This window comes from Algoriphagus sp. (genome assembly GCF_030694375.1).
Taxonomy (GTDB): domain Bacteria; phylum Bacteroidota; class Bacteroidia; order Cytophagales; family Cyclobacteriaceae; genus Algoriphagus.
In genome coordinates, this window is the sequence record NZ_JAUXYL010000045.1 from 1 (window position 1) to 25,795 (window position 25,795).

Below are 25,795 nucleotides of genomic sequence, written 5' to 3' on the forward strand. Positions count from 1 at the left end.
ACCTCGCAAAATCCTCCCAAATGAACATTTTCCCACCATAGGGGGCTTCACTTACCAAATTCTACCTGAAAACCCCCAAATTAGACGAATAGAAAAAGAATTAACCGACTATTATATTTTAGTCGGACAGTAGTGATTAAATACATAATCTTATTCACAGAAATTATCTTTTTAGAGTTTAACAAATAAATAGTTTCCTTTTGAATTTCATCAAATTCCCATAAAAGGAATTTACGTTTTGATCCTCAAATTGCAAAGGCCGCTATTGGCTTTTACTTTGAAGTTCCTCGGTACGCTGGGTGTAGTTTGCAACTACACCCAAATATTCAAACCAATTTTCAATTGGCTTAATATTCTTTGATTGATGATTTTAAGCGAATTACAAATTCGTTTTGATATGAAGGCGTTTTGCAAACTACGCATAGGCCGGATTATTGGTTGTTTAGATGAGCTTTAACTACTTCCGCAACGCTCTCTTTTGTAATTGATTTGTTTAAGCAATATTTGCTTTCTAGCCAATCGACCAAACTTTTTGAGCCTTTGCTTGCATTGCAAGAACCACAACATAGAGCGATATTTTCAGGTCTGTTGATTCTGATGTCATTGGTAATATGTTCCCAAGTAGGTCTTGTCCTTATTGTAAAAATTGAATTAGTAAATGAAATTCCGCAGTAGATGCAGTTAGTATCTCTTTGCTTTACCAGTTCTTCAACGCTTTTTGGTATGCCCCAACGGTTTGCCATTAAATCGGTTTTTATTAATGTTTTTCTGCGAATTACAAATTTGTTTTGATATGAAGGCGCTTTACAAACTACTCCCATCTTAGATTTTTCAACAGATTGATTGAAAGACTTTAATGAACGACTTTTTTTCAAATTTTAGAGCAGAAATCCTAACTTAAGCCATACTCAAACCCCAAACCCATGAAAAACCTCATCTCGATGATTTTTTGCTTTCTTACAGGATTTGCATTTTCCCAAACACCCCTAACCTTCGAAGAACCCGTCAAGCAGCGGGTGTTTGTGCTGACGGATATCACCAATGAGCCGGATGATCAGCAGTCACTCGTGCGGTTTCTGGTCTATGCCAATGAATACGATATCGAAGGAATCGTAGCGACGACTTCCACTCACTTGAGGACTCAGGTCCGTCAGGATAAGATCGAGGAGTTGATCCGGAACTATGGAAAAGTGAAGCCCAATCTGGATAAGCATGCCAAAGGATTTCCTAGCATGGAACAATTGCTAAGCCTAACCACCCGGCATTTGCCGCTTTACAGTATGGAGGGAGTAGGGGAAGGTAAAGATTCTCCGGGTTCGGAAATGCTGATCAAGGCTGTAGACAAAGCGGATGATCGGCCGCTTTGGGTTTCTGTTTGGGGTGGGGCAAATTGCCTTGCACAGGCAATGTGGAAAGTGAAAAACACTAGATCAGAAGAAGAATTGAAGAAGTTTGTAGAAAAACTTCGAGTCTACACCATCTCCGATCAGGATTTTGCAGGTCCTTGGATTCGACACAATTTTCCCGGTATTTTTTATATCGTGGATGCCAGTGCAGGGGATAATTGGAGAGAATACTACAAAGCTACTTGGACTGGGATCGGTGGAGATCGCTGGTATAAGAACGGCCCGATGTATCAGTTTGAGTTGGTGGACAATCCATGGTTGATGGCTAATATCCGGGATAACCATGGACCTTTAGGTGTTAATTACATTCCACTCGAATACATCATGGAAGGAGATACACCGTCATTTATCGGTTTGATCCAAAATGGACTTGCCTGGGACCAAAGTCCTGCTTGGGGAGGTTGGGCCGGAAGATACGAACTATGGAAATCTTATGGTGAAGTGGATAAAATCTGGACTTCGTCTATTGGTTCTCAGGATGAGGTAACCTTACCCGATGGAAGGAAAGAAGCTTCCAATCAGGCGACGATCTGGAGATTTCGGGATGCATTTCAGTATGATTTTGCCGCACGGATGGACTGGAATGTGGCAGATGCGTATGAAAAAGCCAATCATAATCCGATTGCAGTTCTGAATGGAAACGAGGGAAAAGCCTGGGCAAGTGCAAAAGTCAAAGAAGGCGAAGAGGTGATCCTTTCAGCAAAAGGAAGCCATGATCCGGATGGAGATCAAATTCAGCTGAAATGGTGGATCTATCGAGAAGCGGGAAGCTTCTCCGGTAACTTGGAGATTTTCAATCCTTATGGAGAAGTAATCAAGTTCCGGATGCCAAAATTGGCAGGAGGTCAATCCCTTCATGTGATTTTGGAAATTCGGGATTCAGGAACTCCCACCTTAACCTCGTATCGCAGGGTGGTGCTGACGAATCTTTAAAAACTACTCAACTAATCACCTGCTCCAGCCTTGAAAAATGGTCTGGAATTTCAAGCTTGGGAGGAGAGGGAGGAATACTCTTAAGAAGGGTTATGTATAGGAACTTTTTGACAGAAGATTAACCAATGCTGTTTGGGGAATATATCGTACAATCCAAGACTTTATCCTCCCAGTTCAGTTTTGTAAATTTAGAATTATCTGTCTTAAGAGCTTCTAGAGGCGGTTTGTGTGGGCTGGCAAACAGCTTGTACATTGAGTTGTAGAAAATAAATTTTACAACTTAAACAAACTGTTGCAATGGAAGAATATGAAAAAGAAGGCGAAGTAGCCAAAGCTATTGAAAAAGAAACTGCCAAAATCCCATCCGATATATTCTTATGGTCTTCACTGGCTTTTATGGGGATTTCTCTGGTTTTGAAATTATCCAAGAAAAATAGTGAAGCGCTTTTTATCGGTCAATGGGCTGCCCCGGTTTTATTGTTTGGTATTTACAATAAGATTGTCAAGACACAGGGTTCGGAACGCAATGACGATTGATCATCAGGTGTCATCAACATTAAGAAAATTCCTTTTGAGAAATCAGGAGGAATTTTTTTTGATTCAATTTTAAAGGATTTCAAAGAAAATGATATGATCAGTCTAATTTCAGTTGTCAACAGATTATATCTGTAAGCCAATTTAAATCCTGTAAAGAAAGATAAATCAACGAGAATCAGATAAAGATCTGGCAGTGAAATTTTTTAATCTTTTGTTAACAATAACAATAGGATTGAGTCTATGTAAGAAGCTATTTTTGGTCACCCTTATTCTTCAAGTTATCGAAGGACTTGATCACTTAAACAATCCTACATGAAACACTATTTACGCAATGCATTCTTTCTTGCCATTACGCTGCTAGTTACTTTGCTTGATTTACAGGCACAGACCACAGTAGTAGCGGGATGGACTTTTGGAACGGTTACGGGAGAAGAGACTCCGTTTGACGATCAGGGAAATTCCAACAACCTTGGAATTCAACAAATCACACTTACAAATGCCGTAATCACAGGTTATGTGACTGGTTCTCCCGGAAGAGCTATTACTTCCAATGGATGGAATAATTTCTCCCTTGACCGATTTTGGTCCATCCCGGTTAACACGCTGGGTTTCGAAAATCTGACCCTTTCCTCCAAGCAACAGAGCTCCTCTACTGGGCCAAGGGATTTCAAAGCACAGTACAGCGTGGATGGGACTGTCTGGACAGATATCCCAAGTGCAACAATCACCGTAGCCACCAACCTCACTACCGGAGTACTAAACAAGGTTTCACTTCCAGCCGAGGCAAGTAATAAATCAGAGATTTTTATCCGATGGATTAATACCTCGACAGTTTCAGTCGGCGGAGCTACAACTGCATCTGGTGGAACCAACAGAATCGATGAGATTTTTATCGAAGGTACCCCGCTTGGCGTCACGCTTGAGCCAACTGCCACTCCAACGATCAATCCAAACGGAGGCACTTTTGAAGAGGCGCAACTGGTCACACTTACATCTTTGACCGAAGGTGCTGCCATCTATTATACCTTGGATGGAAGTACGCCTAACTTGGGAAGTAACTTGTACACTGCTCCGATTTTGATCGGAGAAAGCACGGAATTAAAGGCTGTGGCTCTTGCAGAAGGTTTTACCATCAGCGAAGTGGCGACAGCATTATTCACCATTACTATTCCTGTATCGAATGTTGCCGGAATACCATATTCTCAAAATTTCAGCTTGTTTTCAGCACTCAGTAGCCCGGTGACCACCTTTGGAGCTAATGGTGAATGGACGTTTTCCGGAGCAAATCTGAGTTATGTCGGATCATTTGGTAGCGGCACAGCAGGTGGATTTAGAGGAGTAGGAGTCTTGGGCTATCAACATACCGGGACTACGGGTGTATTCACAGCTACACTTACACTGAAAAACAACACCGGCAAGCCAATCACTGAGTTGGAGATTTCTTACTTGGGTAGGGTGGCAAGAGCCGATCAGACAAGATTTCCTGAATGGACTGTGACAGTAAATGGGACGACTTATTCTGATCTGTCCTACAGCACAGGCCTTGGTGTAGATTCCGAAAAATCATTGCGAATCGGAGGTTTGAATATTTTACCGGAGGAATCGATCCTTATCACCTGGTCTTCGGATCGAGGCTTAAATGCAGGAGGAAGCAGCCGACAGATCGGGTTAACGGACGTTTCTGTTGCTTTACCTGCAGAAGGAGGCCCCAAAGTTGAAGTAGCTCCCGCGGCTCTGGACTTTGGTGCTGTGAGTTTGGTGGCTAGTGCCCCCGTTTTGTCGTATGATATCTCCGCTGAAAACCTTACCGGTAATGTGAGTGTAAATGCTACAGCGCCTTATTCCGTATCCAAAGACGGAGTTACTTTCACCAGTTCTATTGAATTTACAGTTGCTGAATTAAGCACAGCAAAATCAGTTTTTGTAAAGTTAGACAATTCGACTGTTGGTAATTTCAGTGGTTCTGTAAGCAATCAAACAGCAGGCGCACTTTCGGCATCCGTCAGTGTGACAGGATCCGTATTTGATCCGTTCAATATTTCCGAGGACTTCAATACCACTTGCCCTGCACTACCCGGTGGATGGCAAGCTATCAGTGTGGAAGGCCCGCAGGTTTGGGCTTGTACCACATTTGGAAGAACAGGCTCCGGTCTTCAGATCAATGGATTCTCAGGTGGAGCAGTATTGAATGAGGATTGGTTGATCAGTTCACCGTATGATTTGACAGGTTTCAATTTCCCATTGATGACTTTCTGGAGTAGAGTTGCCTTCCAGGGACCAAGATTGAAACTGTTGATCTCTACCGATTATAGCAGTGGCAATCCAAGTACAGCGACCTGGACTGAGCTCAGCGATCGATTTGCCTCAGGTGATGTTTGGACCTTCTCAGGACAAGTTGACTTGAGCGCTTATTTGAATCAAAGCGTACGAATTGCTTTTGTTTACAATTCTTCGCCTGAGACGGGTGCGGCCCGTTGGACATTGGATGATTTTGCCTTGTTCAATTCTAATGTGCCTGCAGAGCCATTCTTCTCCAATTCTATCGGGAACGTGGATTACTGGCATTTTGGAATTGTGCCTGTTGGAGGAGTTTCTTCTCAGACCCGAACCTTCAATTTCAACTTGTCCAATCCTCTTGCTGATTTGACAATCACAGCCGGTGAAGGGTTTGAATTCGCCAAAGATGGTTCTTCATTCAGTCCTTCTTTGACTTATGGAGTCGCTGAATTGACCGGTGCAAAAACTGTCACTGTAAGATTTGCACCAACTTCTGAAGGTGCTTTCGCTGCGCCGATTCGATTCGAAAGTGGCGATATTTCTGTGACAAGAGGATACCTGACAGGAGCTACAATCAACAAAGATGAGACCTTCGATGTCGTAAACTGGAACATCGAGTGGTTTGGTTCGACCAATTCAGGTCAAGGCCCAACCAACGTAAATCTCCAATTGCAAAATGTGAAGACCATCATCGAAGATTTGGATGCTGACGTGTATGCTTTCCAGGAGATTACCTCTCTATCCAAATTCCAGGAATTAGCTGCAGCCTTGCCGGCCTATGGCATGGCCGTTTCACCGGCTGTTTCTGCAGGAGGAACTTTTGCCGAAGAAGCGCAAAAGCTTACCTACCTGTTTAAACTCGCGACGGTAGATACCATCCAAACCAGAGTGCTCTTGAAAGGGGTACAACCTGCTATGCTGGTGAACTATCCATCTACTCCGGATCGATTCTGGGCATCCGGCAGATTGCCATATTTGATGGATATCCGTACCAAAATCAACGGTGTGCAGGAAAAAATCACGCTGGTGAATGTGCATACCCGATCCAATGGTGGTGGGGAAAGTGCCGCAAATCCAAGATATGCGATGCGAAAGTATGATGTCAATGTATTGAAAGACTCACTTGATGCCTATTACAAAGATGTTAACTTGATCATTTTGGGTGATTACAACGATGACTTGGATGAAACTGTGGCCGATCAGACTGCTGCCACTGTCAATACTTCCGAGACATCGTTCATCAATTACATCAACGATTCGGAAAATTATATTCCGATCACTATCAGTTTGAGCAATGCTGGCCTGAGAACGTTCCCAAGCTTTGAAAATGTGATCGATCATCAGATCATCTCCAATGATTTGATGGATAATTGGATTGTAAATTCAGAACGGATCGTTGCACCGTATGATTTGATCCCGAACTACAATACGACTACTTCGGATCACTTAGCCATTGAAACCAGATTTATTCTCAGATGTGATCTGGAGCTGGCAACAGTCATTGCTTCAGAGACGCTGGTTTGTGCAGGTTCCAACAGTGTGGGATTCGAGCTACTTGGAGGAAGATTTGACAGCATAGTAGGATGGGAGATTTCAACTGACGGCGGTACTTCTTGGACTCTGATCGATGATTCAGCCGACCTAACGAGCATCACGGTGGAGGATATTGAATCTGCCTCATTGGTAAGAGCCATAATCGACTCAGAAATCTGTGATCCAATCACCACAGAAGCAGTGGCCATAGCCATCAAAACACTGCCAACTCCGGTTATTGGTTTTGAAAGCAGTAGATTATTCACCTTGGAAGGCCCATATACCTATCAGTGGTATAAAAATGGAGTCTTGGTGGCAACTACTTTGGTCAATGACATCAGAATTCAGGGTGCAGGCAATTACACGGTCATGATTACCGATGAGCAAGGTTGCACAGCCGTTTCTGAGGAATTTACATTCCCATCAAAAGGAAACTCAAACAATGTAAGAATCTTCCCCAACCCGGCATCCACCCTTGTCTATGTGGAACTGAAAAAGATAGAAGGTCTTCAAAATGTAGAATTGAGAACCTCCAATGGAATGCTTATCCAATCCCTGCTTACTGAAGGGGGAATGGTACAGTTTAATGTTTCTACTTTGGCCAAAGGGATCTACCTAATCTATGTCACTGACAGATTCGGGGCTACCTCGGTTGAGAGACTTGTTGTCAGATAAGATTCGAATTAATATCTACTTAAAAGGTCAGCTCCATTGGGCTGACCTTTTTTATTAGGGTGTTTCATGCCGCTCCATTTGATTAATCGGCCTTTCTTGAGGATGATAATAAGTTATCCAGAAATATCATTCGCAATTTCCTCACAGAAAGAGTCTCCTATCGGTTTGATTTCCTGGAATTAAGAATCTGGAAAATAGAGTTATTGGCATAGGTTTAAACCAAGTTAGATGGGTAATTAAAGGTTGGGATTGGAATTTTCTTCACTGGTTTTAGGAACAACTCAAGCTTATTCATTCCTCAGATTAGTCGAAGGATTAAGCAGAGCAGCTCTCAATGCCTGTGAACCGACGGTAAGTACGGTCAGGACGCTGATGAAAAGCAACGATAGGGCAATAGTACCAACTCCCATATTCACCCGATAGGCCAAACTTTGCAACCACAGATTGTTCACAAACCAAGCTGCAGGAAGTCCCAATAGGATTGCGATCCCCACCAGTTTGATGAATCCCAAAGACAATTGTAAGGCAATTCCGCTCACAGTTGCCCCAAGAGTTTTGCGAATCGCAACTTCCTTGGTTTTCACCTCTGCCGCATAGGTAGCCATGCCCAACAAACCCAGGCATGAAATCATGACTGCAAGAAATGCGACCAAGCCGACCACTTTTCCCAAAATCCCAAAAAACACATTGTACATCTCGTTCATTTCGACCTCGAAGAAATCATAATCTAATTTGAGATCGGGGTTTACTTTGTTCCATGCAGTATTCAATGTGGCGATAATTGCCTCGTCGCTACCGGAATATTTTACCTGCAATTGGCTGAATTCTTCAGGATTGAAAAATAAGGCCATCGGTGCATCCTGTACCAGGAGGTGACGGTGAATGTAATTGGGCACTACTCCTATGATCTCATAACTTGTTGAATTCCCTCTCAATAAGACTTGGCCTACCGCCTCAGTTGGACTCCCAAACCCGAATCGCTCCACTGCCAACTGATTGATCAGGATTTTTGATTTGTTGGATTCGGGATTTTGAGGGTTGAAGTTTTTTCCGGCGATTAACCCGATACCCATTGAGGCTAGATAGTCTTCATCCACGTTGAAATAATCCATTTCGTATTTTTCCGCTTCTGGACCGATCTGAAACTCATCTCCCATAGTTACACCTGCACCCGGAATATGAGAGATGGCAGATACGCTTTCCACATTGCTGTAGTTGATCAACTCGGCCTTCAGCTGCTCAGAATTGCTGTTGTTGAGTTTTACCAAAACTTTATCCTCCACCGCAAATCCCCGATCCTTATTCAGAAAAAGGTCCGTCTGCTTGAAAACTAAGATCGCTGAGACAATAAATATCAAAGAGATTGCAAACTGGAGAACCAACAAAGCCTTACGAAGGCCGAAGCGGGAAAACAATTTCATGCCTCCCAGATCCTTCAATACCTTGACCGGCTGGAATGAAGAAAGAATCACAGCCGGGAAAAAACCAGCAAGTAAACCAACTATGAGGGTAAAGCCGATCAAGTAGGGGTATACCTCCAAAGAAGTGGAAAAATCCCATTTAAGAAGTTGGACCAATCTTAGGTTCAATAAAAAAGGTTTGGCAAATACCACGATGATCCAGGAAAATAACATTGCCAAGAATGCGGTCAGGATAGCCTCGGAAATGAACTGGGAAAAAAGCTGGGAGCGCTTTGCTCCGGTCACTTTTCTGATTCCGATCTCCTTGGCGCGGGTAAGCGATCGGGCTATGGATAAGTTGGTATAGTTGAAGCAGGAAGTCAACATGATAATCAAGGCCAAGCCGCCCAAGAAAATCACAAAGATCCTCGGTAAAAATGGACCAATGGAATTGTTGATATCCGGCCCAAGGGCGATTGCTGTCAAGCTTTGGAGTTGGAAGTGATGCTTGGAAGGATCTTCTGCAGCGTAATGAGCTTTTGCGGTTTTATGGAGATTTTCCTGGATTTCCAGTGGTGAATAGCCATCGTTCAATAAGATATACATATAGCCCTCGTAGACATGATCCCAGGATTCCAACACATTGGTCGAAATGCTGTCAATCAAAGTCAAGCTGGGAACAGTAGAAAAGGAAGCCAAACCTTCAAACAACAGATGGGATTTCAGTTCGGGCGTTTCTTTCAGAATCCCGGTGACTTTAAATTCTCCCTGTGCTCCAACTTTGATGACTTCTCCAATGGGATCGGGAGTTCTGAACAGCTTATTGGCTGTGGCCCGAGTCAAAACGACAGAATAGGGATCGGAGAGTGCGGTAGCCGGATTTCCCATTTCCAGCTCTAATTCAAAAAGATCCAGTACTTCAGGATCGGCAAAATATCCTGTGATGGGGATATTTACATCCTGCTTGAAATCCATCATACTTTGGTTTCCAAATCCTCTTTTGAGGCGCGCAACCTTTTCTACACCGGTAAATTCGCTGAGAAAAACATCCTTAAGGGCCATGGTGGTGGTGGCTGTAGGTCTGTATTTTTCCGACAGCGTATTGACTCGAAAAATCCTTTCCTTTTGGGTATTATGCTTATCGTACTTGTATTGATCAAGCACAAGTGTGATCACGATGAGGCTCAGCGCCATACTCACTCCCAATCCGAAAATATTGATGAAGGAAAATATTTTATATCTCAATAAATTCCGAAATGCCACTTTAAAATAATTTTTCCACATGGTCTTGATGTCTTTTGGGTTCAACTTTTAATAGCCGATAAGTTCATCGAAAATGGTCTTTTGACTCCCTTATGATCCGATCGGCTGAAGGTCCTTGTTCCAATGAGGTGCCAAAGAAAAAATGACTCTAAATTGTGTTTTATCGAGGTTTAAATGGAACTGAGCTGTCAATTGTGAACAATTTTGTTCGGAGGAGAACAATCAGCGGGTGGATGCCCTTTTAAAATTGTATACCGGAGGGCGGGTTGATGTCTCAATAAGGAGCAGCTCGAAATTTAGATTCAAATGTTTTGGAAGGATGGATTTTTTTCCCCGGGGGATCCCGAAAAGTCTATAAATTGATTTTAGGCGTTTTTGGAATTATTGACGATTCTCAAAAATAGTGTTGAATATCCTCAATTGTGGGTTAGGTTTGATTCAACTCAAAAAATCAATCTCCACTTCAAATCAAATTTGATACTATGAAACCTTCAGCACCCCAAAAAATTACCTGGATCATTGGATTGATCTGTGGCATACTCGGCATCTTAGGGCATTTTGCACAAATTGACTTCATTTCCGAATATAGCTTCGTGCTCTTGATGGTAGGCTTTATTGCTTTGGCACTGGGCACCACCTTAAAGGGAATTTAAAAGCGGATTTTCTCTACTCCTGTTTGTAAACACTCGCCTTGTGATAGCCTGAGATCAGCCTTGGCTTGTGTTTATTTTAAGTTTACCAAGAATCAGAACCATTTCTCAGGGAAGGGAGTGTGCCGTTACAGACTGACTGATTAGGACGACTCTGCCAGTAAATTTATTTTGGAAATCAAATCCTTTATTTCGAATGGTTTTGATAAAAATTCATCAGCCCCGGCTTCCAAGCAGATTTTTTCACTGTCAGGAAATGCGGTAATCATCAAAATGGGGATTGATTTAATCTTTGGATGGCTTTTTAATACGGTACAGACATCCGTTCCTTTCGTCCCCGCAATCAGCATGTCAAGAACGATTAAGTCAAAATTATCCCGCAGGATAATCTCCTCCAGATTTTCTGCCCGCTCAAGTACAGTGACAGAAAAACCTCTATGTTCAAGAATTAGCTTTAGCATAAACCCAATTTCCTGATCATCATCCACCACTAAAACCTTATCCATTTTTGAGATAATTTTTTGTAAAAATCATTTTACAATCGGCAAGCCAAAACTAAATGTAGCGCCTTGCCCAATTTTACTCTCAACGCTTATCGTGCCCTGATGTCTTTCAATTATTTCCTTTGCAATGTAGAGGCCTATTCCAAAGCCGGAAAATGTAGTTTCTTTCTTTCCGCTGACTCGGTAGAATCTTTCAAAAACTTTTTCCTGATCAATTTTATTTATCCCTATGCCAAAATCCTTCACACTTATTACCACCTGATTGTTTTTAGATTCTTCCAGAGTCACTTTCACCAGTTTTTTATCCGGGGAATATTTGATGGCATTATTAATGAAATTAATTAAAACCTGCTGTATTCTGTCCCGATCTCCGGATATACTAGCCTCAAAATTTTGAATAAAACTGATATGGTGACTGCTATTGGTGTGCTGTAAATCCTGTATGGTTTCGGTGACCAAGGTATTTAAGTTAAATGTTTCTTTTTCCAGTTCTAGTTTACTTTCCTCCAATCTTGACAAATCAAGCATTTCTGTTATCAACCTGGTAAGCCTAGAAACTTGCTTATCTACCCGTTCCAAAGTGGGTTTGAATGGTATTGACGATATATTGATGTCCTGATCTGAATAAAGCATACTCAGCAATAATTGGACATACCCTTTTATAGAAGTAACTGGAGTCTTCAGTTCATGGCTTACCATTTTGATGAAATCACCTTTTCGCTGTTCCTCTTCTTTGATCTTTTGTATCTCAGTGACGGCGGCCAACCAATTATTTATTTTGCCGGTTTCATCTCTCAAAGGATTGGATCGGCAAAGGTGCCAGCGGAATTCACCGTTTCTACTCAAAAGGCGAAATTCCATTTCAAAGTTTTGACCGGTTGCCAATGATTTTGCCCATTTTAAACTCAATTCTTCCTTATCATCCGGATGTACCACTTTTTCCCATCCCCAATCTTGAATTTCTTCAAAACTTAATCCGGTATAATCCAGCCAACTCTGATTGAAATACTTCACATTGCCTTCTCCGTCGGTTCTGGATACTTTTTCGGGCATTAATTCTGACAACTTTCTGAAAGTTTCTTCACTTTCTTTCAAAGCGGCTGATGTCTTTTTCAGATCTGTGATATCTCTGAAGGTCCAGGACCATGCGTAAAAACCTCCATCTTGAGCTATCACAGGAAAGCCATGCCTTTCTATGATTTTTCCATTTTTAAAATGCAACTCATCCTTACTTTTTTGATCGGGATGACTATACAGCATTTTGATCGTGTCCATAAATTTTTCCGGACTTTCTAATTGGGTCATCGCAAAATCAAGTGCAGCCTTATCGTCTTTAGCATCCACAATATGCTCCGGCATGTCCCAGATTTCCACGAAACAACGATTATAGGATATGATGGATCCCTTGGTATCGACCAACAAGATGCCGTCGTTGCTGGATTCATTAAACGCTTCCAATAAAGCCGTGCGGTATTCCAGTAAAGAAAGTGTGGCTCTTTGCTCCTCAATATTCAAGGCAGTGCCAATAAACCCGGCAAACTTCCCCGATTCGAATCGAGGCACCGCTTTGATGTAAAACCACTCATATTGTTTTGTCGCAGCATGCTTCACCTTGAATTCAAAAGAGAATCCCTCCTGCGATTTACTGGCTTCGCCAAAAGCTTTATAGACGAGTTGAATATGATCGCGATGGACCATTTGCTCCCAAACATGTCCTGTAAATTGCGATACATCGGCTATTCCAATGAAATCCAATAACTGATGATTGGCATACAAGACATTGACATTTTCATCAGCCATCCATACCCACATTGGGGCCTGATCTGCAAGTTGCCGAAAACGTAATTCGCTTTCCTCTATTTTTTTATTGGCCGTTACCTTTTCCGTGACGTCTTTTTGTACCGAAACGTAATGCGTAAGTGTTCCAATTTCATCCAACAGCGGAATATTCTCAATTTGAACTATAATCTCTTCCCCGTTTTTTTTATAATTAACAAGTTCAACTTTTACTGGCGCTTTTTCCTTCAGGGCTTTTTGAATTTTTTCCAGGCCTTTTTTATCGGTAGCAGGACCATGAAACATACGGGAAGTATTACCTACAACTTCCTCGGCGGTATAGCCCGTTTGTTGGCACAGGGCAGCATTTATGTGCAGGATTTTTGAGTCTTGGAAATCAAGCGGATTAACCTCTGAAATTAAAATAGCGTCGTTCGTATTTGCGACTACTTTTTCATATAATCTCAGCTGATCAACACTACTTTTCAGTTTTTCAATCAGTTCTTTTTGCTCTGTGACATCCCTTGATGTGGCCAATACACTGACAATTTTTCCCCGGGAATCAAGAATCGGTGTAACGATAACGTCCCACCATTTTGGGGTTCCCTTTACAGCTGCTGCTTTGGCTATAAAATGGCTGTTTCTTCCCTGCAGCGCTTGATCGATCGCATTTTCTATCGCAGGCTTAGTCTCATCATCCCAAAAAGTCAACCAATACCGGTTTAGAAAAAATGCTTTGTTTTTGCCTTCTAATAGGCAGACACCGTTCAGATTGATAAAAGTAATTGCCCCGTTTAGATCTAATACTTTTACGCAATCCGGGCTGCTTTCTAAGATGGTCTTATTAAATATCTCAGTCTCTTTTGCTTTTTGTTGTGCTATTAGTGTGCTGGTTACATCCTCCAAGGTCCCATTAAAACGATAGGCTTTTTTTTCATCGTCAAACCAGGCTTTTCCTTTTGCCCGTACAATAATTTCTTTTTTTGTGCCGGGATGAATGATGCGGCATTGTTCCTGGAAAATTTCTCCTGAATTATAATTTAGGGTTTTTTGTATCGCGCTATTTACCCTCGCCCGGTCTTCTTCAGCTATCACATTAATCGCATGATGCAATTTAATTTCATCATTTGCGCTCAGACCAAACCACTCTTTTAATTGTTCGTTTGCCGTGAATTTATTGTTGAGGGGATTAAACTCCCAAGTACCTAATTCAGCGGCATCAATAGCAAATTTCAATTTGTCTTTACTCTCCTGAAGTGCTTTTTCCGCTTTCTTTTGTTCTGTGATTTCCAATACGGTCCCCAATAAGCCAGCGACTTCCCCATTTTCAAGCCGTATTGGGCTGCAGGAAAAATCAAAACAACAGCTTTCCAAGTAACCGTGTCTGTTCATTTGCACTTCAAAATCTGGAATCCTGACAGAGTTGCCCTGCATGACATCAGCCAAAATAGGTTCGAGAATCTCCCAAATTTCCGCAAATGTTTCACTGGCACTGATGCCGAGGGATGCCGGATGTTTGGTAATGCCCAATATGGACCGAAAACCATCGTTGTAAAGTTGCGTGTAGTCTTTGCCCCAATAAATAAACATCCCAAGGGGATTTTCAAGTATCACTCCCAGCAGCGTGTGAAGAATAGGAGGCCAGGTAGAAGGGCTGCCCAAAGCGGTCTTGCTCCAATCTTTAGTCTGGATGAGCTCCCCTAATTCTCCCCCCGACCGAATAAAGGAGGAATTAATAGCAGCTTTTGTGATTGGCGACATTTTAAAGGGTTTGTAAACGGCCGGAAAGGCGAAATGGCATATTAGCTTGATTGAAAGTAAGTCTAAACTTTGGTTTAAGAATAAATTAAAAAATACATTCTACTTATTATTGAATTGAAAGCCTGGCTTGATGAGAGGTGTCTTACCAAAGCGCAGAAAAAATGGAGAAATTGTGATTAACCAAAAATGCCCTAGAGCGTAATCAAAGGTGATTCTGTTTCCTTATTTTTTCTCAAATAGCTCAATTGTGTAATTCAGTAATTCAGTTCCACCGATCTTACCATGTCCCGGAATCACTAGTATATCTTCAGGGAATGCTGATTTCACCTTTCTGACAGTACTTGGCCAAGCCGGGACATTTGCATCTCCGAGGTATCCATTTCCCGCTCCAAATTCTTTGATCATGCATCCTCCAAAGAGCACCTTGTCCGATGGGACGTAAGCCACGAAATTATCTTTGGTATGACCTTCCCCCAAAAATTGATTGATTACGATGAGGTCTCCGGCTTTCAGATTCATTTTCTTTTTGAAGCCTTTCTCTGGAATGGGATATCCGGCGGCCTTTGCCAATTCAATGGTTTTTGTGGAGGCATAAGATGGGATCTTTTTGGTATGAAATTCATTCAGTCCGCCAAGGCAATCCCAATGGAAGTGCGTAGCTACCACTCCTTTCACTTTTGATTTTTTATCGTTTTCCAGCCAGTTGATCAGTTCTACACTAGCTTCCTCATTGGCGGGAGTGTCAAAAACCAAGGCTTCCCCCTCATGGACGACAAGCATCCCGTTGCATGCGACTTTGCCAAAGTCGTTCGTATTCAGATAACTGATATGGACGAAGGTGTTTGGGCTGATTTGCCCGATTTGGAGTGTTTCTGAGGTATAGACGATCCTCATCTCCTGAGCAAGGATTTGGTGGGTATTGAGTTGAAAAAACAGGATTTGGATCAGGCAGGAAAGAATAGATTTCAAGGTTAGCTTAGTTTAAAAGGATGTAAGGATTTACCGGTAGTAGGGTTTATTTTTCCAGCAAATTTTCAGCCTGATTTCTTCAGTTTTATCCAAATAGCCATCCTGATTCTCTTGTCCGAAATTTTCCGCACATTTTAACGTCTGAGTAATGCACAATTCAAGGATGATTTATCACTGACCAATGCAGCTGAAATGACAGACTAATCCCTTTTCTTAGTTGGATGAGAGAAAGCCATTCACCTCAAGCCAATACATAAAGGCATCAAACCAGCGATTGCTGGTGCGGTTTGGATTGCCTAAGCCGAACCCATGACCTCCATTTTGGTAAAGGTGAAATTCAACAGGCTTGCCGGCTTTGTACCAAGATTCGATTACTCCTGTCTGCCCCAAGAAAAGGAAATCATCGGTTGCGATCACATTAAACATGGGCGGAGCATTCTCGGGAACTTCCACCGCTCCCATTCCCCCGTAGATGGGTCCAATGAAAGCCAGTTTCATCGTTTTGGAGTGGAGAGTGGAATGCATGGTCAGTCCTGCTCCAGCTGAGAAGCCGATCATTCCGATTCTGTTCGTGTCTACTCCCCATTCCTTGGCCCGATCGATGATCATGGCATAGGCAGCTTCTGCGTCTTCGAGTTGGTTGGACAGGTTACGCTGAGGTGGAGGAGTAGGGCTAGTCCCCACGGAGTTTGCTGAAGACGGGGTAGGGGCAGTTCGGGGACGATTCATCCAAGCTGTAAAATCATCGAGCGATTCCGGAGTCGGATTGAGCCGGTATTTTAGAACAAATGCTGCGATTCCCTGCTTTGCGAGCGCTTCGGCCACCTCCCAACCTTCATTTCCCATGGATAGCCAGCTAAAACCTCCTCCCGGAGCGACGATTACTGCTGCACCGTTTGCTGTTCCGGGTGCAGGCAGGAAGGGTGTAAGGGTGGCTGTAGTGATATTTCGTGCCATGGGATCTCCCCATTGCTTAAACCAGGTTTCCTTTGCAGGTTGATTGTCGACACCGCCTGTGCCCAGGAGAATGGCATTGGGTTCGGCAGGTGCTTCGAGCGGATAGATTGTCCCATCCTGAGCATTGGCGGAGATGGAAAAGATGAGAAAAAAGGCTAAAATGACCTGTTTTGTAGCTGTTATTTTAAATGAAGGCATAGGTTATTGGATTGGAGAGTGGTTGATTTTCAAGTAATAATGCAACGTACATATTTGCTTTTGAAATTATACAGGATCTAGTCCAAGGCAAACAGCAATTTTTCTTTGATTTGGAAAATGTAAAATTATTCCGCTTGATGGTGAATGTCAATTTTAAATTGGGTTTATAGGATTTTCCGATAGTGCAATGTAAGCTTTCGACTGTCCAATCAATCAAATTATTACATTGTCAATAAACCAAAATAAGGATTCAGAAACTGTGGATATAATCGTCAATGTGAGGATCAAAACCTCAGTTATTAGTATTTTTTTTCGCTGTTAATTTCATGTGTTTATTTTTTGTTTTTTAAAGGCCAAATGGAATCTCGCATGACAGATAATCATCCATCTGTGTGTCGCTTTGGGTCATGCCTGCCTGTAGCAGACAGGCCTGCTTGTGGCAGACAAGCTCGATTTCATGTTTAGAATTTGCCCATTTCCATCGGTTTTCCCCTTTATCAAGTGAAAAAAAAAAGCTCACTCGTGCTGAAATAATCATACTTATTAGGCTGAAATTACTTGCCTGAAAAACCAGCCAATCAATCCAAATTAAACATTTTATTGTGCCATAAAAAATGATTTTTTTTGATTTCTTAAATTAGAATCAGAGATCATTAAATGATTAAGTGAATTGCTTAAACCAATTACAAGTTTTCTGGGATTGGCAATTCATTTGATAGTATGAGCTATGGTGCCTAGGCTCATTTCAAACGCCTTTTATTTCCAGACCAACCCATGTGAAATAATAGTTATGGCTTTGAAAGCACCTAAAATTAGCTTTTCAACTAACCACTTTATTCGATGGAACTGTTACTAAATAAGCAATTGGATGAACTAAAAGCGGAGAAGGATGAATTTGAAGATTATTTTAGAAATACCATCATCCCTCAGCTGTTTATTGATAAGAATTTGATTTTAAGGAAATTTTCACCTGCTGCTATGAAGCAGTTCAACCTGAGTGCAGATTCTTATAACCTGCCTATTTCTGATATTACCAATAATCTACGCTACCCTTCAATTATCAAGAACATAAAATGGGTGATGGCGACATCAAAAATCCTGGAAAAGGAAATTCAAACCACTGATCTGTGTTGGTATCAGATGAACATTATACCCTATATAAAGGGAAAAAATAATGAACCGAATGGTGTTATTATAACATTTGTAGACATCACCAATCGAATTAAGGATTTGAAAGAACAGGAGAAATTAATTGCTGAATATGAAACCTTATTGGATACCATATCCCATGACATAAAAAATAGACTCACCGGGATGATGTTATCCATTGAAATGCTAAAAGAATCCGATTTTGATGATAAAGAAGAGTTAAGGATAGATTTGGATTCACTTGAAAGGGGAGTCAGCAAGATTAACTTGATAATAACCGAGCTATTTCAATCCAGAAATCAAAAGTACAAGTATGAGGCGGTGGATGACTTGCTCAATATTGAACACATTCTTGAAGATGTAAAATTGGCTCTTACCCATGAGATTGCCAAAACAAGTGCCTCGATAAAACTTGATATCAACTGTTCAGAAATTGTCTTTCCCAGAAGACAGTTGAGAAGTATAATCTATAATCTGGTAAGCAATTCAATAAAATACAGAAGTCTTGAACGTATTCCGGAAATATATATTAAGACTGTGCAAGAAGAAAACTACATCATTATTTCTGTAAAAGATAACGGTGTGGGCATTGAACCCAACAAACAAAAAAATGTTTTCTCCAAGTTTTACAGAATAACAGATACTGTTGAAGGATCGGGTGTTGGATTACATTTAGTGAAAACGCTGGTGACCAATGCTGGTGGAAAAATCGAATTGGAAAGTGAATTTGGAGAGGGTTCTGAGTTCAAAATCTACTTAAAAACAAAATGTAAGGACATTTTTAAACCTATTTTGCGAGTTTGAAACCTGTAATTGGAAAAATCAAAAGGGAAAGTCAAAATCAAACCAATCGGGAATACCGCCTATGCAGTACACCCGATTGGCGATTTTTTATTTATTTTTAATTTTTCCCATCACAGTTCCCAATTTTGCCTTCATTTTGTCGACAGCTTCATCCAGGGCTTTTTCTTTTGAACCACTTTTGCCCACCACGATCACAGGCTGAATACCTTCCAGTCGGGCTTCTATTTTGCAATGAATATCGTCACTACCGCCTTTATCGGCATTTTGGTCGGAGAGGTGTACTTCTATTCGGGTGATATTTTCAACGAAATGTTTTAAGCCGCTATTGACCTTTTCAGAAACAAATGTTTCCAGTCCTGCGGTGCCTTCAATGTTTTTGTCAGTGTTGAGCTGTACGATCATAATACTTATTTAATTAATGAAATTAATTTAAGGGATGTATTCGAAAACCTAATTTACGGGATATATCGAAAAAGGATGGCTTTGGACAGTGCCGGAAAGTAACTGGGATAGCAAAGAATAGATTTCGGGTAAAAGAAAATGTCACCCGTCCCGGAGGGAAGTGGGCAAACTACCGGCAGTCCAGCTGTCGTTTGGTAACTGATCAGGAAAAGACTGGACTACGCTCAGACTGGACTTCTACTTTTTCTTGGCCACAAATACCCCATTTGGCTGTGTAAATTTGGCTTCTTTGATATTTCCAGCTTCATCCTTCAAAAACTCAATCACAAAGCCCTCTACAATTTTCAGCGTGAATTTATCCTCGCCAATTGACAACAAGTCATATTCCGGCTGGCCGGGTACAAAAAGGAAAAGCGTCGTGTCATTGCCTTCTTTCAGGTAAAACTTCACCACCTGTCCACCCAGGTCATAATCTCCCGCATATTTTTCCAGTGTTTCTTTGTCTACCCCGATTTCTTTGGGCTTTCGCTTGAATTCTATGGCATCGATAGCAGGTTCTGCCTTGAAAGATAAGGAAGCGATCTCTCCCATGTTGTTGATCCTGAAGTTGAACTGCATGGGCGAAACCATCGTGGTATCAACCTTTCCATTTTCCATGCCCACCAAAGAAAAGATATTGTAGTGGAAGTGTTTTAGCCAGACTTTTTCATAAGGGGTGGTGGCAAAAAGGGAATCCCGTTCAAACTGAACATCAACAGTTCCATAGCCCGGATGTGTGTAGTCTCCCGTGAATTCTGCAAGAATGTGAGAAGTTTTAGTGCCCTTTTTTTGAATGGAACTGGATTGTGCCCGACCAGCATCAGCCTGCTTTTTGGCTTCATCGGCTTTTTCTTTTTGGATCTTGTTCCAATCGGTTTTGCCCACTTTCAACATTCTGTCGCTGATGATATTCCGAACAATTCCTGGAATAGCTGAACCGTTTTGATTGGACAAAACAACGATGCCAATGCTATCCATCGGGAAAAAGGCGGCATTGGCAGAGAATCCGTTGATATTCCCGCCATGTTCCACTCGGTAGTGTCCTTTGTAGGAAGAGACCATCCAACCGTACCCATAGTTACTAAGATGCATGTCTGGAAATTCCTTGTCAGGAATACTGTTTGCCATGATCATCTGAGGACTCATGGCTTCCTTGACATAGGCTTCAGGCAAGATTTGATTGCCTTTGAATTTACCCCCATTGATCCAGGCGATCAACCAATTTGACATTTCATTGACACTGCTGTTGATACTTCCCGCGGGACCCATGGCGGCGATGTCGTAGTATTCCATTTTTTTGATGATGGAATCGTTTTTGACTTCGTAGCCAAAGGAAGCATCATTTCCGTTTTTCAGGCCTTGAATTACTGCATTACTGGTTTTCATTTCCAAGGGATCAAAAAACTTTTCCTTGATGTTTTCTTCCCAGGTCTTGTCTGTAATCCGTTCGGCAATGACTCCCTGGGTCAAAAACATGAAATTATTGTAATACCATTTTTCCCTGACTTTGGCGAAAGGTTCCTGATATTGAATACGTTGCATCAATGAATCCCGGGACTGGGTAGTGAAAAAATACCAACTCAGGTCATGCCTTGGAAGTCCTGTTCGATGTGTCATCAAATCCTTGATGGTGATCCCGTTGTTCATTTCATTATTGTAAAATCGGAGTTCGGGGATGTATTTGATCGGACTATCATCAAAAGACAAGTTGCCCTCTTCCCTCAAAATCCCCAATAGCCCGGATGTAAAAGCTTTACTGCTTGAGCCGATTGCAAAAAGTGTGTTTGGAGTTACCGGAATTTTATTTTCATAATCCCGAAATCCAAATCCTTTGGAGTAGATGATTTTATCTTTTTCGACCACCGCCACGGCAAATCCGGCAGCTTTCCAAGTTTCCAGGACTTTTGTTAGTTCAGTATCCAAACCTGCAAACCGATCGGGAGAGGTTTTTTTCTGGGCGAATGAATAGGATATGGTGAAAAATAAAAGGAGAAAAAGCGGAAGATATTTCATGGCCTAGACTTTGATTTTTTCATAAATTAAAGAAAAAATTAAAACTAATAGGGGGTAGTGAGAAATAGAAATGCTTAGGACCGGAAATAGGTCATTCCCGACAACTGTACTGAGCAGGGCAGGGCAAACTGCGCTCAGTTCAGCGTCAATTTGGTAAGCAGTCGGAAACTAGATGACTAAGAGAAGGTGGAGTCAAACTATCCCAAATCTATTATTAATCTGAAAATAGAACATGGAAAAATGGACCTTAACTAGGTGGGTTGGTTAGACTTCCTCAGCTATTATGTCATCAAATGAAAATACCTTTTTCTATTCTCATAAATTATCCAAACCAATACCGCCCAAATTACAAGGGCGATGGGAAATCCACTTGGGGCTACAAAAATATGAGTTAGCAAAACGCCAACCATTACAGGGAAGATAACCAATGCTCCCAATGCCCTTGTTTTTGGAAAAGCGATAAGAATGCCACCAACTATTTCTGCTAATCCCACCAAAGGGATCAACCATTCTATTTCCATAAGAGCTGTATTATCCTTAAGTAATTCTGAAGGTAAATCTTCAGGTACAGGCATGTAGTTCAAGAATTTATTTAACCCTCCGTTGATAAGTAAGAGGCTGAAAATAAACGAGATGATGTCGAGAATTTTATTTTTCATGTGTTTATAATTTGATTTTTAAAGGCCACATGCCCGCCTGTAGTCGGACAGGGAATCTTCGCATGCATTATAATCATCATCCTGTGTGATACCGTACGTACGGGATCATGCATGATTTCATAGTCTAGTCATATTTTTTGGTGGTTAATCATCCAATTGATTCCAAACTGGTCTTTGAATTCACCAAAGTAGGCACCAAAGAACATGTCTGCTAAGGGCATGGATACTTGCCCTCCGGCAGAGAGTTCATCAAACAGGCGTTTGGCCTCCTCCCTTGTTTCCGGTTCAAGGCAGATGTGCATGTTGTTCCCGGATGTTAAAGTAAATCCCATTTCTTTGGGTGCATCGGTTCCCATTAAAATGTGCCCGCCAAGAATGGGAAGTTCTACGTGCAATACCATTTTCTTGATAGCGTCAGCGACGGGTGGATGCCCAGCATCAGCCGGAATATCTTCAAAGCGTTGAATTCCATTGATGAAATCTGATTTAAAAACAGATTTGTAAAACAGGAAGGCCTCTTCTGTGTTGCCCGGAAAGTTTAAATAGGTGGTTACTCTTGCTTTGATGTCAGACTTTTTTTGCTTTCTTAACCGAAATTGTGCTTCAAGATATTGGTCAAGGTTTTCAAGAGCCATTGTAAAACCTTGTTGAAAGCCCATTTCGATTACTTTTTCCAAGTCAGAAAGTTGATCATACCTGGCAGTTATGTTCACGAGCGTAGTATTTTCCTTTTCTGTAAACACATTTGTCCAAACAGTTCTGGGCATTTCGGTATTCACTGTACCGTTTTCATCGCAAAATGCATCCAAACCCGAAAACATGGACTGATGGATTATCTTGTGGTAGTCATTTTTGCACCAATGGATTTCATTTTCAGGGCTTATCATGGCGTACAGCCACATTCCTCCTTCTCTGAAATCCATTGATTTGGTTTGGTTACGGTAGGGTTTTGGAGCCCACCATTGGTCAAGAATTTCGGGATTTGTCCATGCTTCCCACACCAATTCTAAGTTGGCAGCGAATTCACGGGTTACATTAACGGTGTTGTTTTCTTTGTTGACGATAAAGTCAAATTGTAGTAGGCTATTCATTTTCTTTTTGTTTTAAGTTGTTCTAAAACGACGTCCAATTGGTCGAAACGCTTGGCAAGTAATTGTTTAAATTGCTCCAGCCATTTTTCGATGTCTTGCATTTTGGCCGCATTGAGGTGATAATGAATTTCTCTACCCTGCTGCTCCTGCTTGAGTATTTCGCACTCGGTGAGAATTTGAAGGTGTTTTGAAACTGCCTGTCTGCTTGAATCAAAGTGTTCTGCAATGGCATTTGGTGTTAATGCGCCAACAGTCAAGAGTAGGATGATTGCCCGTCTTGTTGGGTCTGCTATCGCTTGAAATACGTCTCGTCTTACTTCCATTCTTTTTTTATGCTACCAAGTGGTTGCTAATTTATGTGCAATTATTTGGTTGCGCAATAGTTATTTGATTTTTTTGATTTGAAAAAAGAATTTCTGCTTCTAAACTGTGTTATTTTCGGTTTATAATTGGCGTCAGTTTTAATACTTTCTAGTGAATTGCAGACTTTTTTGGGAGGATATGTCGTCCAAATCTCAAACCTTCCCCAAATACACAGAATCCGATAGGATGTATTCTTTCTTTTTGATATTCAGCTGACTGAAGGCTAAGTAGACATGCCAGGAAAGGGGGGATTTGACCGAATCTAACTCAATGATTGCCTGAGCAGAATTCCTTCGAAACCTGATTTCCGTCCAAATGTATTTTGCTTCCTCGGAACAATAGCATAGAATAAAGGTCTCATCGCTTGGCTGAGCTTTTCCCTCGGTGGAATTGTCCAACCAAGTGATTAGAATTGAATTCCCATTTCTAGTTGCCTGAGCATTTTCAGGTCCAAGCAGATTTCCCTTGCTGATACGCAGGAAAGCGGGATCAATTTTTGGGCTTTTAGTGTGGTTGTATCCTTTGGTGTTGATTTCAGAATAGGCCCAGTGCATTCCCTTTTTGCTTTGTGTCAAGAATTCCTGATAGCCGAAATCCAAAGCCTGCTTGATCGGTTTCAGAAAGGTGTTGATGGTTTGGAGCTTCTCCCGCTGGATGAGCTGTAGCGGACTGGGATTGTGTTTGTTTTTATGACTGGGCGAAGGCTTGCTCCGAACTACTGTTTTGCCATTTAGGGTATAGAATACTAAGTTTCCGATTTTGCCTTTGGGCAGGATGATATTGGAATTGGGTAAGGTTGCCATTGCTGAAAAATTTAGATGATTTTAGAACTAGCTTATTAAAGTAAAAAGTAATGGATAAAAAATCAAATTTTCAATAATGTAAAAGTAAGGTTAACAGCATTTTACGATAGGAATTATATAGATTAAATATACCTATAAGCTAATTTGATCCTATCGAAAGGTTAAAGTAACCCTAAATAAACTTTTAGATTAAAATGCCTTATTTAGAAATTTTTCGGCAAGAGGATATGCTTCGGATTCTTGATCCCAAGAGATAAGAAATATGCAGGAGGACCAAGGCGACTGTTGAACTACACCCATGCGAAAGAATAAATTATCCCTTTTCAAGAATAAGCTATTCCAACTTGGAATAGCTTAGCAGTCATGGACTTGCAAATTTTGGAGAACCAAGTAGGCGATGGTCTGCTAGGTTTCACCAAAATTTTATACTATGAGTCCATATGAAATTTTAAGCGCTGAAGCTTACAAAAACCCCTTGGGGGAACTCTCCAGGCTCTTTACGGAAGTAATGGATCTGCCAGGCTGGCGTGTGGAACTGAGAACATTGGAGAATGGACTATACCGCACGAAGCAAACCTACATGGGGAAAAATCCTAAGGATCATAAACGTATCCTGCGCGAACTGGAGCGAATGCTTGCGGCTGGAATGGAGCTTTCAAAGGAGCACTTCGATTTTTATAAGATTGAGAAAGTGAAAATCAAAAATATTCTACCGCCCAGCGTAGAGGAAGGAGCAAAGTATAATTATTCAGCTTTGCCTGTTTTTTTAAAACCCAAGGCATTGGTCAATCCAGTCCTTGAACTTTATGATATTTTCGTCGAAAGACCCTTTGAACAATGGCTAGATATAATTCGACGTTGGTCTTTTATCAGTGAGTCGGAAGAAACAATTGAAAATCGTGGTTCAACTGCTTTTATTCCTGAACTATATGGTGAAATGGAGTTCACCACACTTTTTCAGCTTGTGGAGTGCTGTCATTTGTTATTTGTCAGGCATCTTGAGTACTCTACAGAATCCTTAAATAAATGGTTGGGAAAGAAATGGGATGAGATTTGGAATCGTAGTTTAAACCATATCAAATGGCTTTTTTATTATTACGACATCCAGTTCTGGCGAGAGCTCCTGGAGACGGTCAGGTCAGGATACTTTGATCCACAGCCGGTTTGGTATGGTAGAAATCCAAGCGATTTTATCAGGTATATCGAGTATCTGAAAGAGATAGTGACTCACGCCGAAGTCTTATCTAATTACCATACAGATACACAGGCTGAGGCTTTTTCTTTTGCAGGAATCGAGGATGTGATTTACAAAGGTTCGTTGAAGAATAGAGAACCCTACCATGCAGATTTTCCAAAGCAATTTCCACTCTACTTAGATGCAGATCAGATAGTAAGCCCTCTTTACTTTTTGTACAGTTTTTTTAAAAAGAATACTAAAAAGGATTGGCACCTCTTTCTGGATAAATGCCTGCTGGAATGCATGGATCATTTTGGCTCCTTGGAATCTCACTTTTCCACTAAAACTCAAAATGAAGTGAATGAACTGATAAAAATGATGGAAGCCTGCAATCTGATTCTTATCAAGTTGATTCAGAAGAAAGAGGAAAATGAGTCAAGTCAATCAAAACAATAAA

At 41.4% G+C, this 25,795-nt stretch carries 19 protein-coding genes; 6 read left to right on the forward strand and 13 right to left on the reverse strand.

Annotation, left to right across the window (positions count from 1 at the left end; translation table 11 throughout):
* Positions 1-431: 431 nt before the first annotated feature.
* Entirely contained in the window at positions 432-875 is a 444-nt protein-coding gene (locus tag Q8M62_RS18575) for an HNH endonuclease (RefSeq protein WP_304898897.1), read from the reverse strand.
* Positions 876-923: 48 nt separating this feature from the next.
* Here Q8M62_RS18575 and Q8M62_RS18580 point away from each other — a divergent pair, with 48 nt between their 5' ends.
* The 3 genes from Q8M62_RS18580 to Q8M62_RS18590 all read left to right on the forward strand — a co-directional run bounded on the left by Q8M62_RS18580 (position 924) and on the right by Q8M62_RS18590 (position 7,361).
* Positions 924-2,339, forward strand: coding sequence for a DUF1593 domain-containing protein (locus Q8M62_RS18580; protein WP_304898898.1), 1,416 nt, complete (start codon positions 924-926; stop codon positions 2,337-2,339).
* Positions 2,340-2,636: 297 nt separating this feature from the next.
* Entirely contained in the window at positions 2,637-2,876 is a 240-nt protein-coding gene (locus tag Q8M62_RS18585) for a hypothetical protein (RefSeq protein WP_304898899.1), read from the forward strand.
* A 312-nt stretch (positions 2,877-3,188) separates the two neighbouring features.
* The gene (locus Q8M62_RS18590) at positions 3,189-7,361 is read left to right on the forward strand and encodes a chitobiase/beta-hexosaminidase C-terminal domain-containing protein (RefSeq protein WP_304898900.1); all 4,173 of its coding nucleotides are present in this window, start codon (positions 3,189-3,191) and stop codon (positions 7,359-7,361) included.
* 287 nt (positions 7,362-7,648) lie between these two features.
* Here Q8M62_RS18590 and Q8M62_RS18595 read toward each other — a convergent pair whose 3' ends face one another.
* Complete coding sequence (locus tag Q8M62_RS18595) at positions 7,649-10,045, reverse strand: ABC transporter permease (protein ID WP_304898901.1); 2,397 nt, start codon at positions 10,043-10,045, stop codon at positions 7,649-7,651.
* Between the two features lie 461 nt (positions 10,046-10,506).
* On the opposite strand from Q8M62_RS18595, the gene Q8M62_RS18600 reads away from it, so the two are divergent.
* Positions 10,507-10,677, forward strand: a complete 171-nt coding sequence (locus tag Q8M62_RS18600) for a hypothetical protein (RefSeq protein ID WP_304898902.1) — start codon at positions 10,507-10,509, stop codon at positions 10,675-10,677.
* 140 nt (positions 10,678-10,817) lie between these two features.
* On the opposite strand, the gene Q8M62_RS18605 is transcribed toward Q8M62_RS18600, so the two are convergent.
* The 5 genes from Q8M62_RS18605 to Q8M62_RS18625 all read right to left on the reverse strand — a co-directional run bounded on the left by Q8M62_RS18605 (position 10,818) and on the right by Q8M62_RS18625 (position 17,376).
* Positions 10,818-11,180 carry a PleD family two-component system response regulator gene (locus Q8M62_RS18605; RefSeq protein WP_304898903.1) on the reverse strand — a complete coding sequence of 121 codons (363 nt, stop codon included), beginning with the start codon at positions 11,178-11,180 and terminating at the stop codon, positions 10,818-10,820.
* 24 nt (positions 11,181-11,204) lie between these two features.
* Complete coding sequence (locus Q8M62_RS18610) at positions 11,205-14,714, reverse strand: PAS domain S-box protein (protein WP_304898904.1); 3,510 nt, start codon at positions 14,712-14,714, stop codon at positions 11,205-11,207.
* A 222-nt stretch (positions 14,715-14,936) separates the two neighbouring features.
* Positions 14,937-15,683 (reverse strand): subclass B1 metallo-beta-lactamase, encoded by a 747-nt coding sequence (gene bla, locus Q8M62_RS18615; protein WP_304898905.1) that lies wholly within the window; start codon positions 15,681-15,683, stop codon positions 14,937-14,939.
* 213 nt (positions 15,684-15,896) lie between these two features.
* Positions 15,897-16,838 carry an alpha/beta hydrolase gene (locus tag Q8M62_RS18620; RefSeq protein WP_304898906.1) on the reverse strand — a complete coding sequence of 314 codons (942 nt, stop codon included), beginning with the start codon at positions 16,836-16,838 and terminating at the stop codon, positions 15,897-15,899.
* 346 nt (positions 16,839-17,184) lie between these two features.
* Complete coding sequence (locus Q8M62_RS18625; protein ID WP_304898907.1) at positions 17,185-17,376, reverse strand: hypothetical protein; 192 nt, start codon at positions 17,374-17,376, stop codon at positions 17,185-17,187.
* Positions 17,377-17,678: 302 nt separating this feature from the next.
* On the opposite strand from Q8M62_RS18625, the gene Q8M62_RS18630 reads away from it, so the two are divergent.
* Positions 17,679-18,791 carry an ATP-binding protein gene (locus Q8M62_RS18630; protein WP_304898908.1) on the forward strand — a complete coding sequence of 371 codons (1,113 nt, stop codon included), beginning with the start codon at positions 17,679-17,681 and terminating at the stop codon, positions 18,789-18,791.
* Positions 18,792-18,878: 87 nt separating this feature from the next.
* On the opposite strand, the gene Q8M62_RS18635 is transcribed toward Q8M62_RS18630, so the two are convergent.
* The 6 genes from Q8M62_RS18635 to Q8M62_RS18660 all read right to left on the reverse strand — a co-directional run bounded on the left by Q8M62_RS18635 (position 18,879) and on the right by Q8M62_RS18660 (position 24,161).
* Positions 18,879-19,193 carry an HPF/RaiA family ribosome-associated protein gene (locus Q8M62_RS18635; RefSeq protein ID WP_304898909.1) on the reverse strand — a complete coding sequence of 105 codons (315 nt, stop codon included), beginning with the start codon at positions 19,191-19,193 and terminating at the stop codon, positions 18,879-18,881.
* 237 nt (positions 19,194-19,430) lie between these two features.
* Complete coding sequence (locus tag Q8M62_RS18640) at positions 19,431-21,245, reverse strand: serine hydrolase (protein WP_304898910.1); 1,815 nt, start codon at positions 21,243-21,245, stop codon at positions 19,431-19,433.
* Positions 21,246-21,526: 281 nt separating this feature from the next.
* Positions 21,527-21,904, reverse strand: coding sequence for a DoxX family membrane protein (locus tag Q8M62_RS18645; RefSeq protein WP_304898911.1), 378 nt, complete (start codon positions 21,902-21,904; stop codon positions 21,527-21,529).
* Positions 21,905-22,032: 128 nt separating this feature from the next.
* Positions 22,033-22,995 (reverse strand): SRPBCC domain-containing protein, encoded by a 963-nt coding sequence (locus Q8M62_RS18650; protein ID WP_304898912.1) that lies wholly within the window; start codon positions 22,993-22,995, stop codon positions 22,033-22,035.
* Entirely contained in the window at positions 22,992-23,318 is a 327-nt protein-coding gene (locus Q8M62_RS18655; RefSeq protein ID WP_092728571.1) for a helix-turn-helix transcriptional regulator, read from the reverse strand. Before Q8M62_RS18655 ends, Q8M62_RS18650 begins: the two co-directional genes overlap by 4 nt.
* Before the next feature lie 192 nt (positions 23,319-23,510).
* Complete coding sequence (locus Q8M62_RS18660) at positions 23,511-24,161, reverse strand: DUF6266 family protein (protein ID WP_304898913.1); 651 nt, start codon at positions 24,159-24,161, stop codon at positions 23,511-23,513.
* Between the two features lie 430 nt (positions 24,162-24,591).
* Between Q8M62_RS18660 and Q8M62_RS18665 the strand changes: the two genes are divergently transcribed.
* Complete coding sequence (locus Q8M62_RS18665) at positions 24,592-25,794, forward strand: hypothetical protein (RefSeq protein WP_304898914.1); 1,203 nt, start codon at positions 24,592-24,594, stop codon at positions 25,792-25,794.
* The last annotated feature ends 1 nt before the right edge of the window (position 25,795 follow it).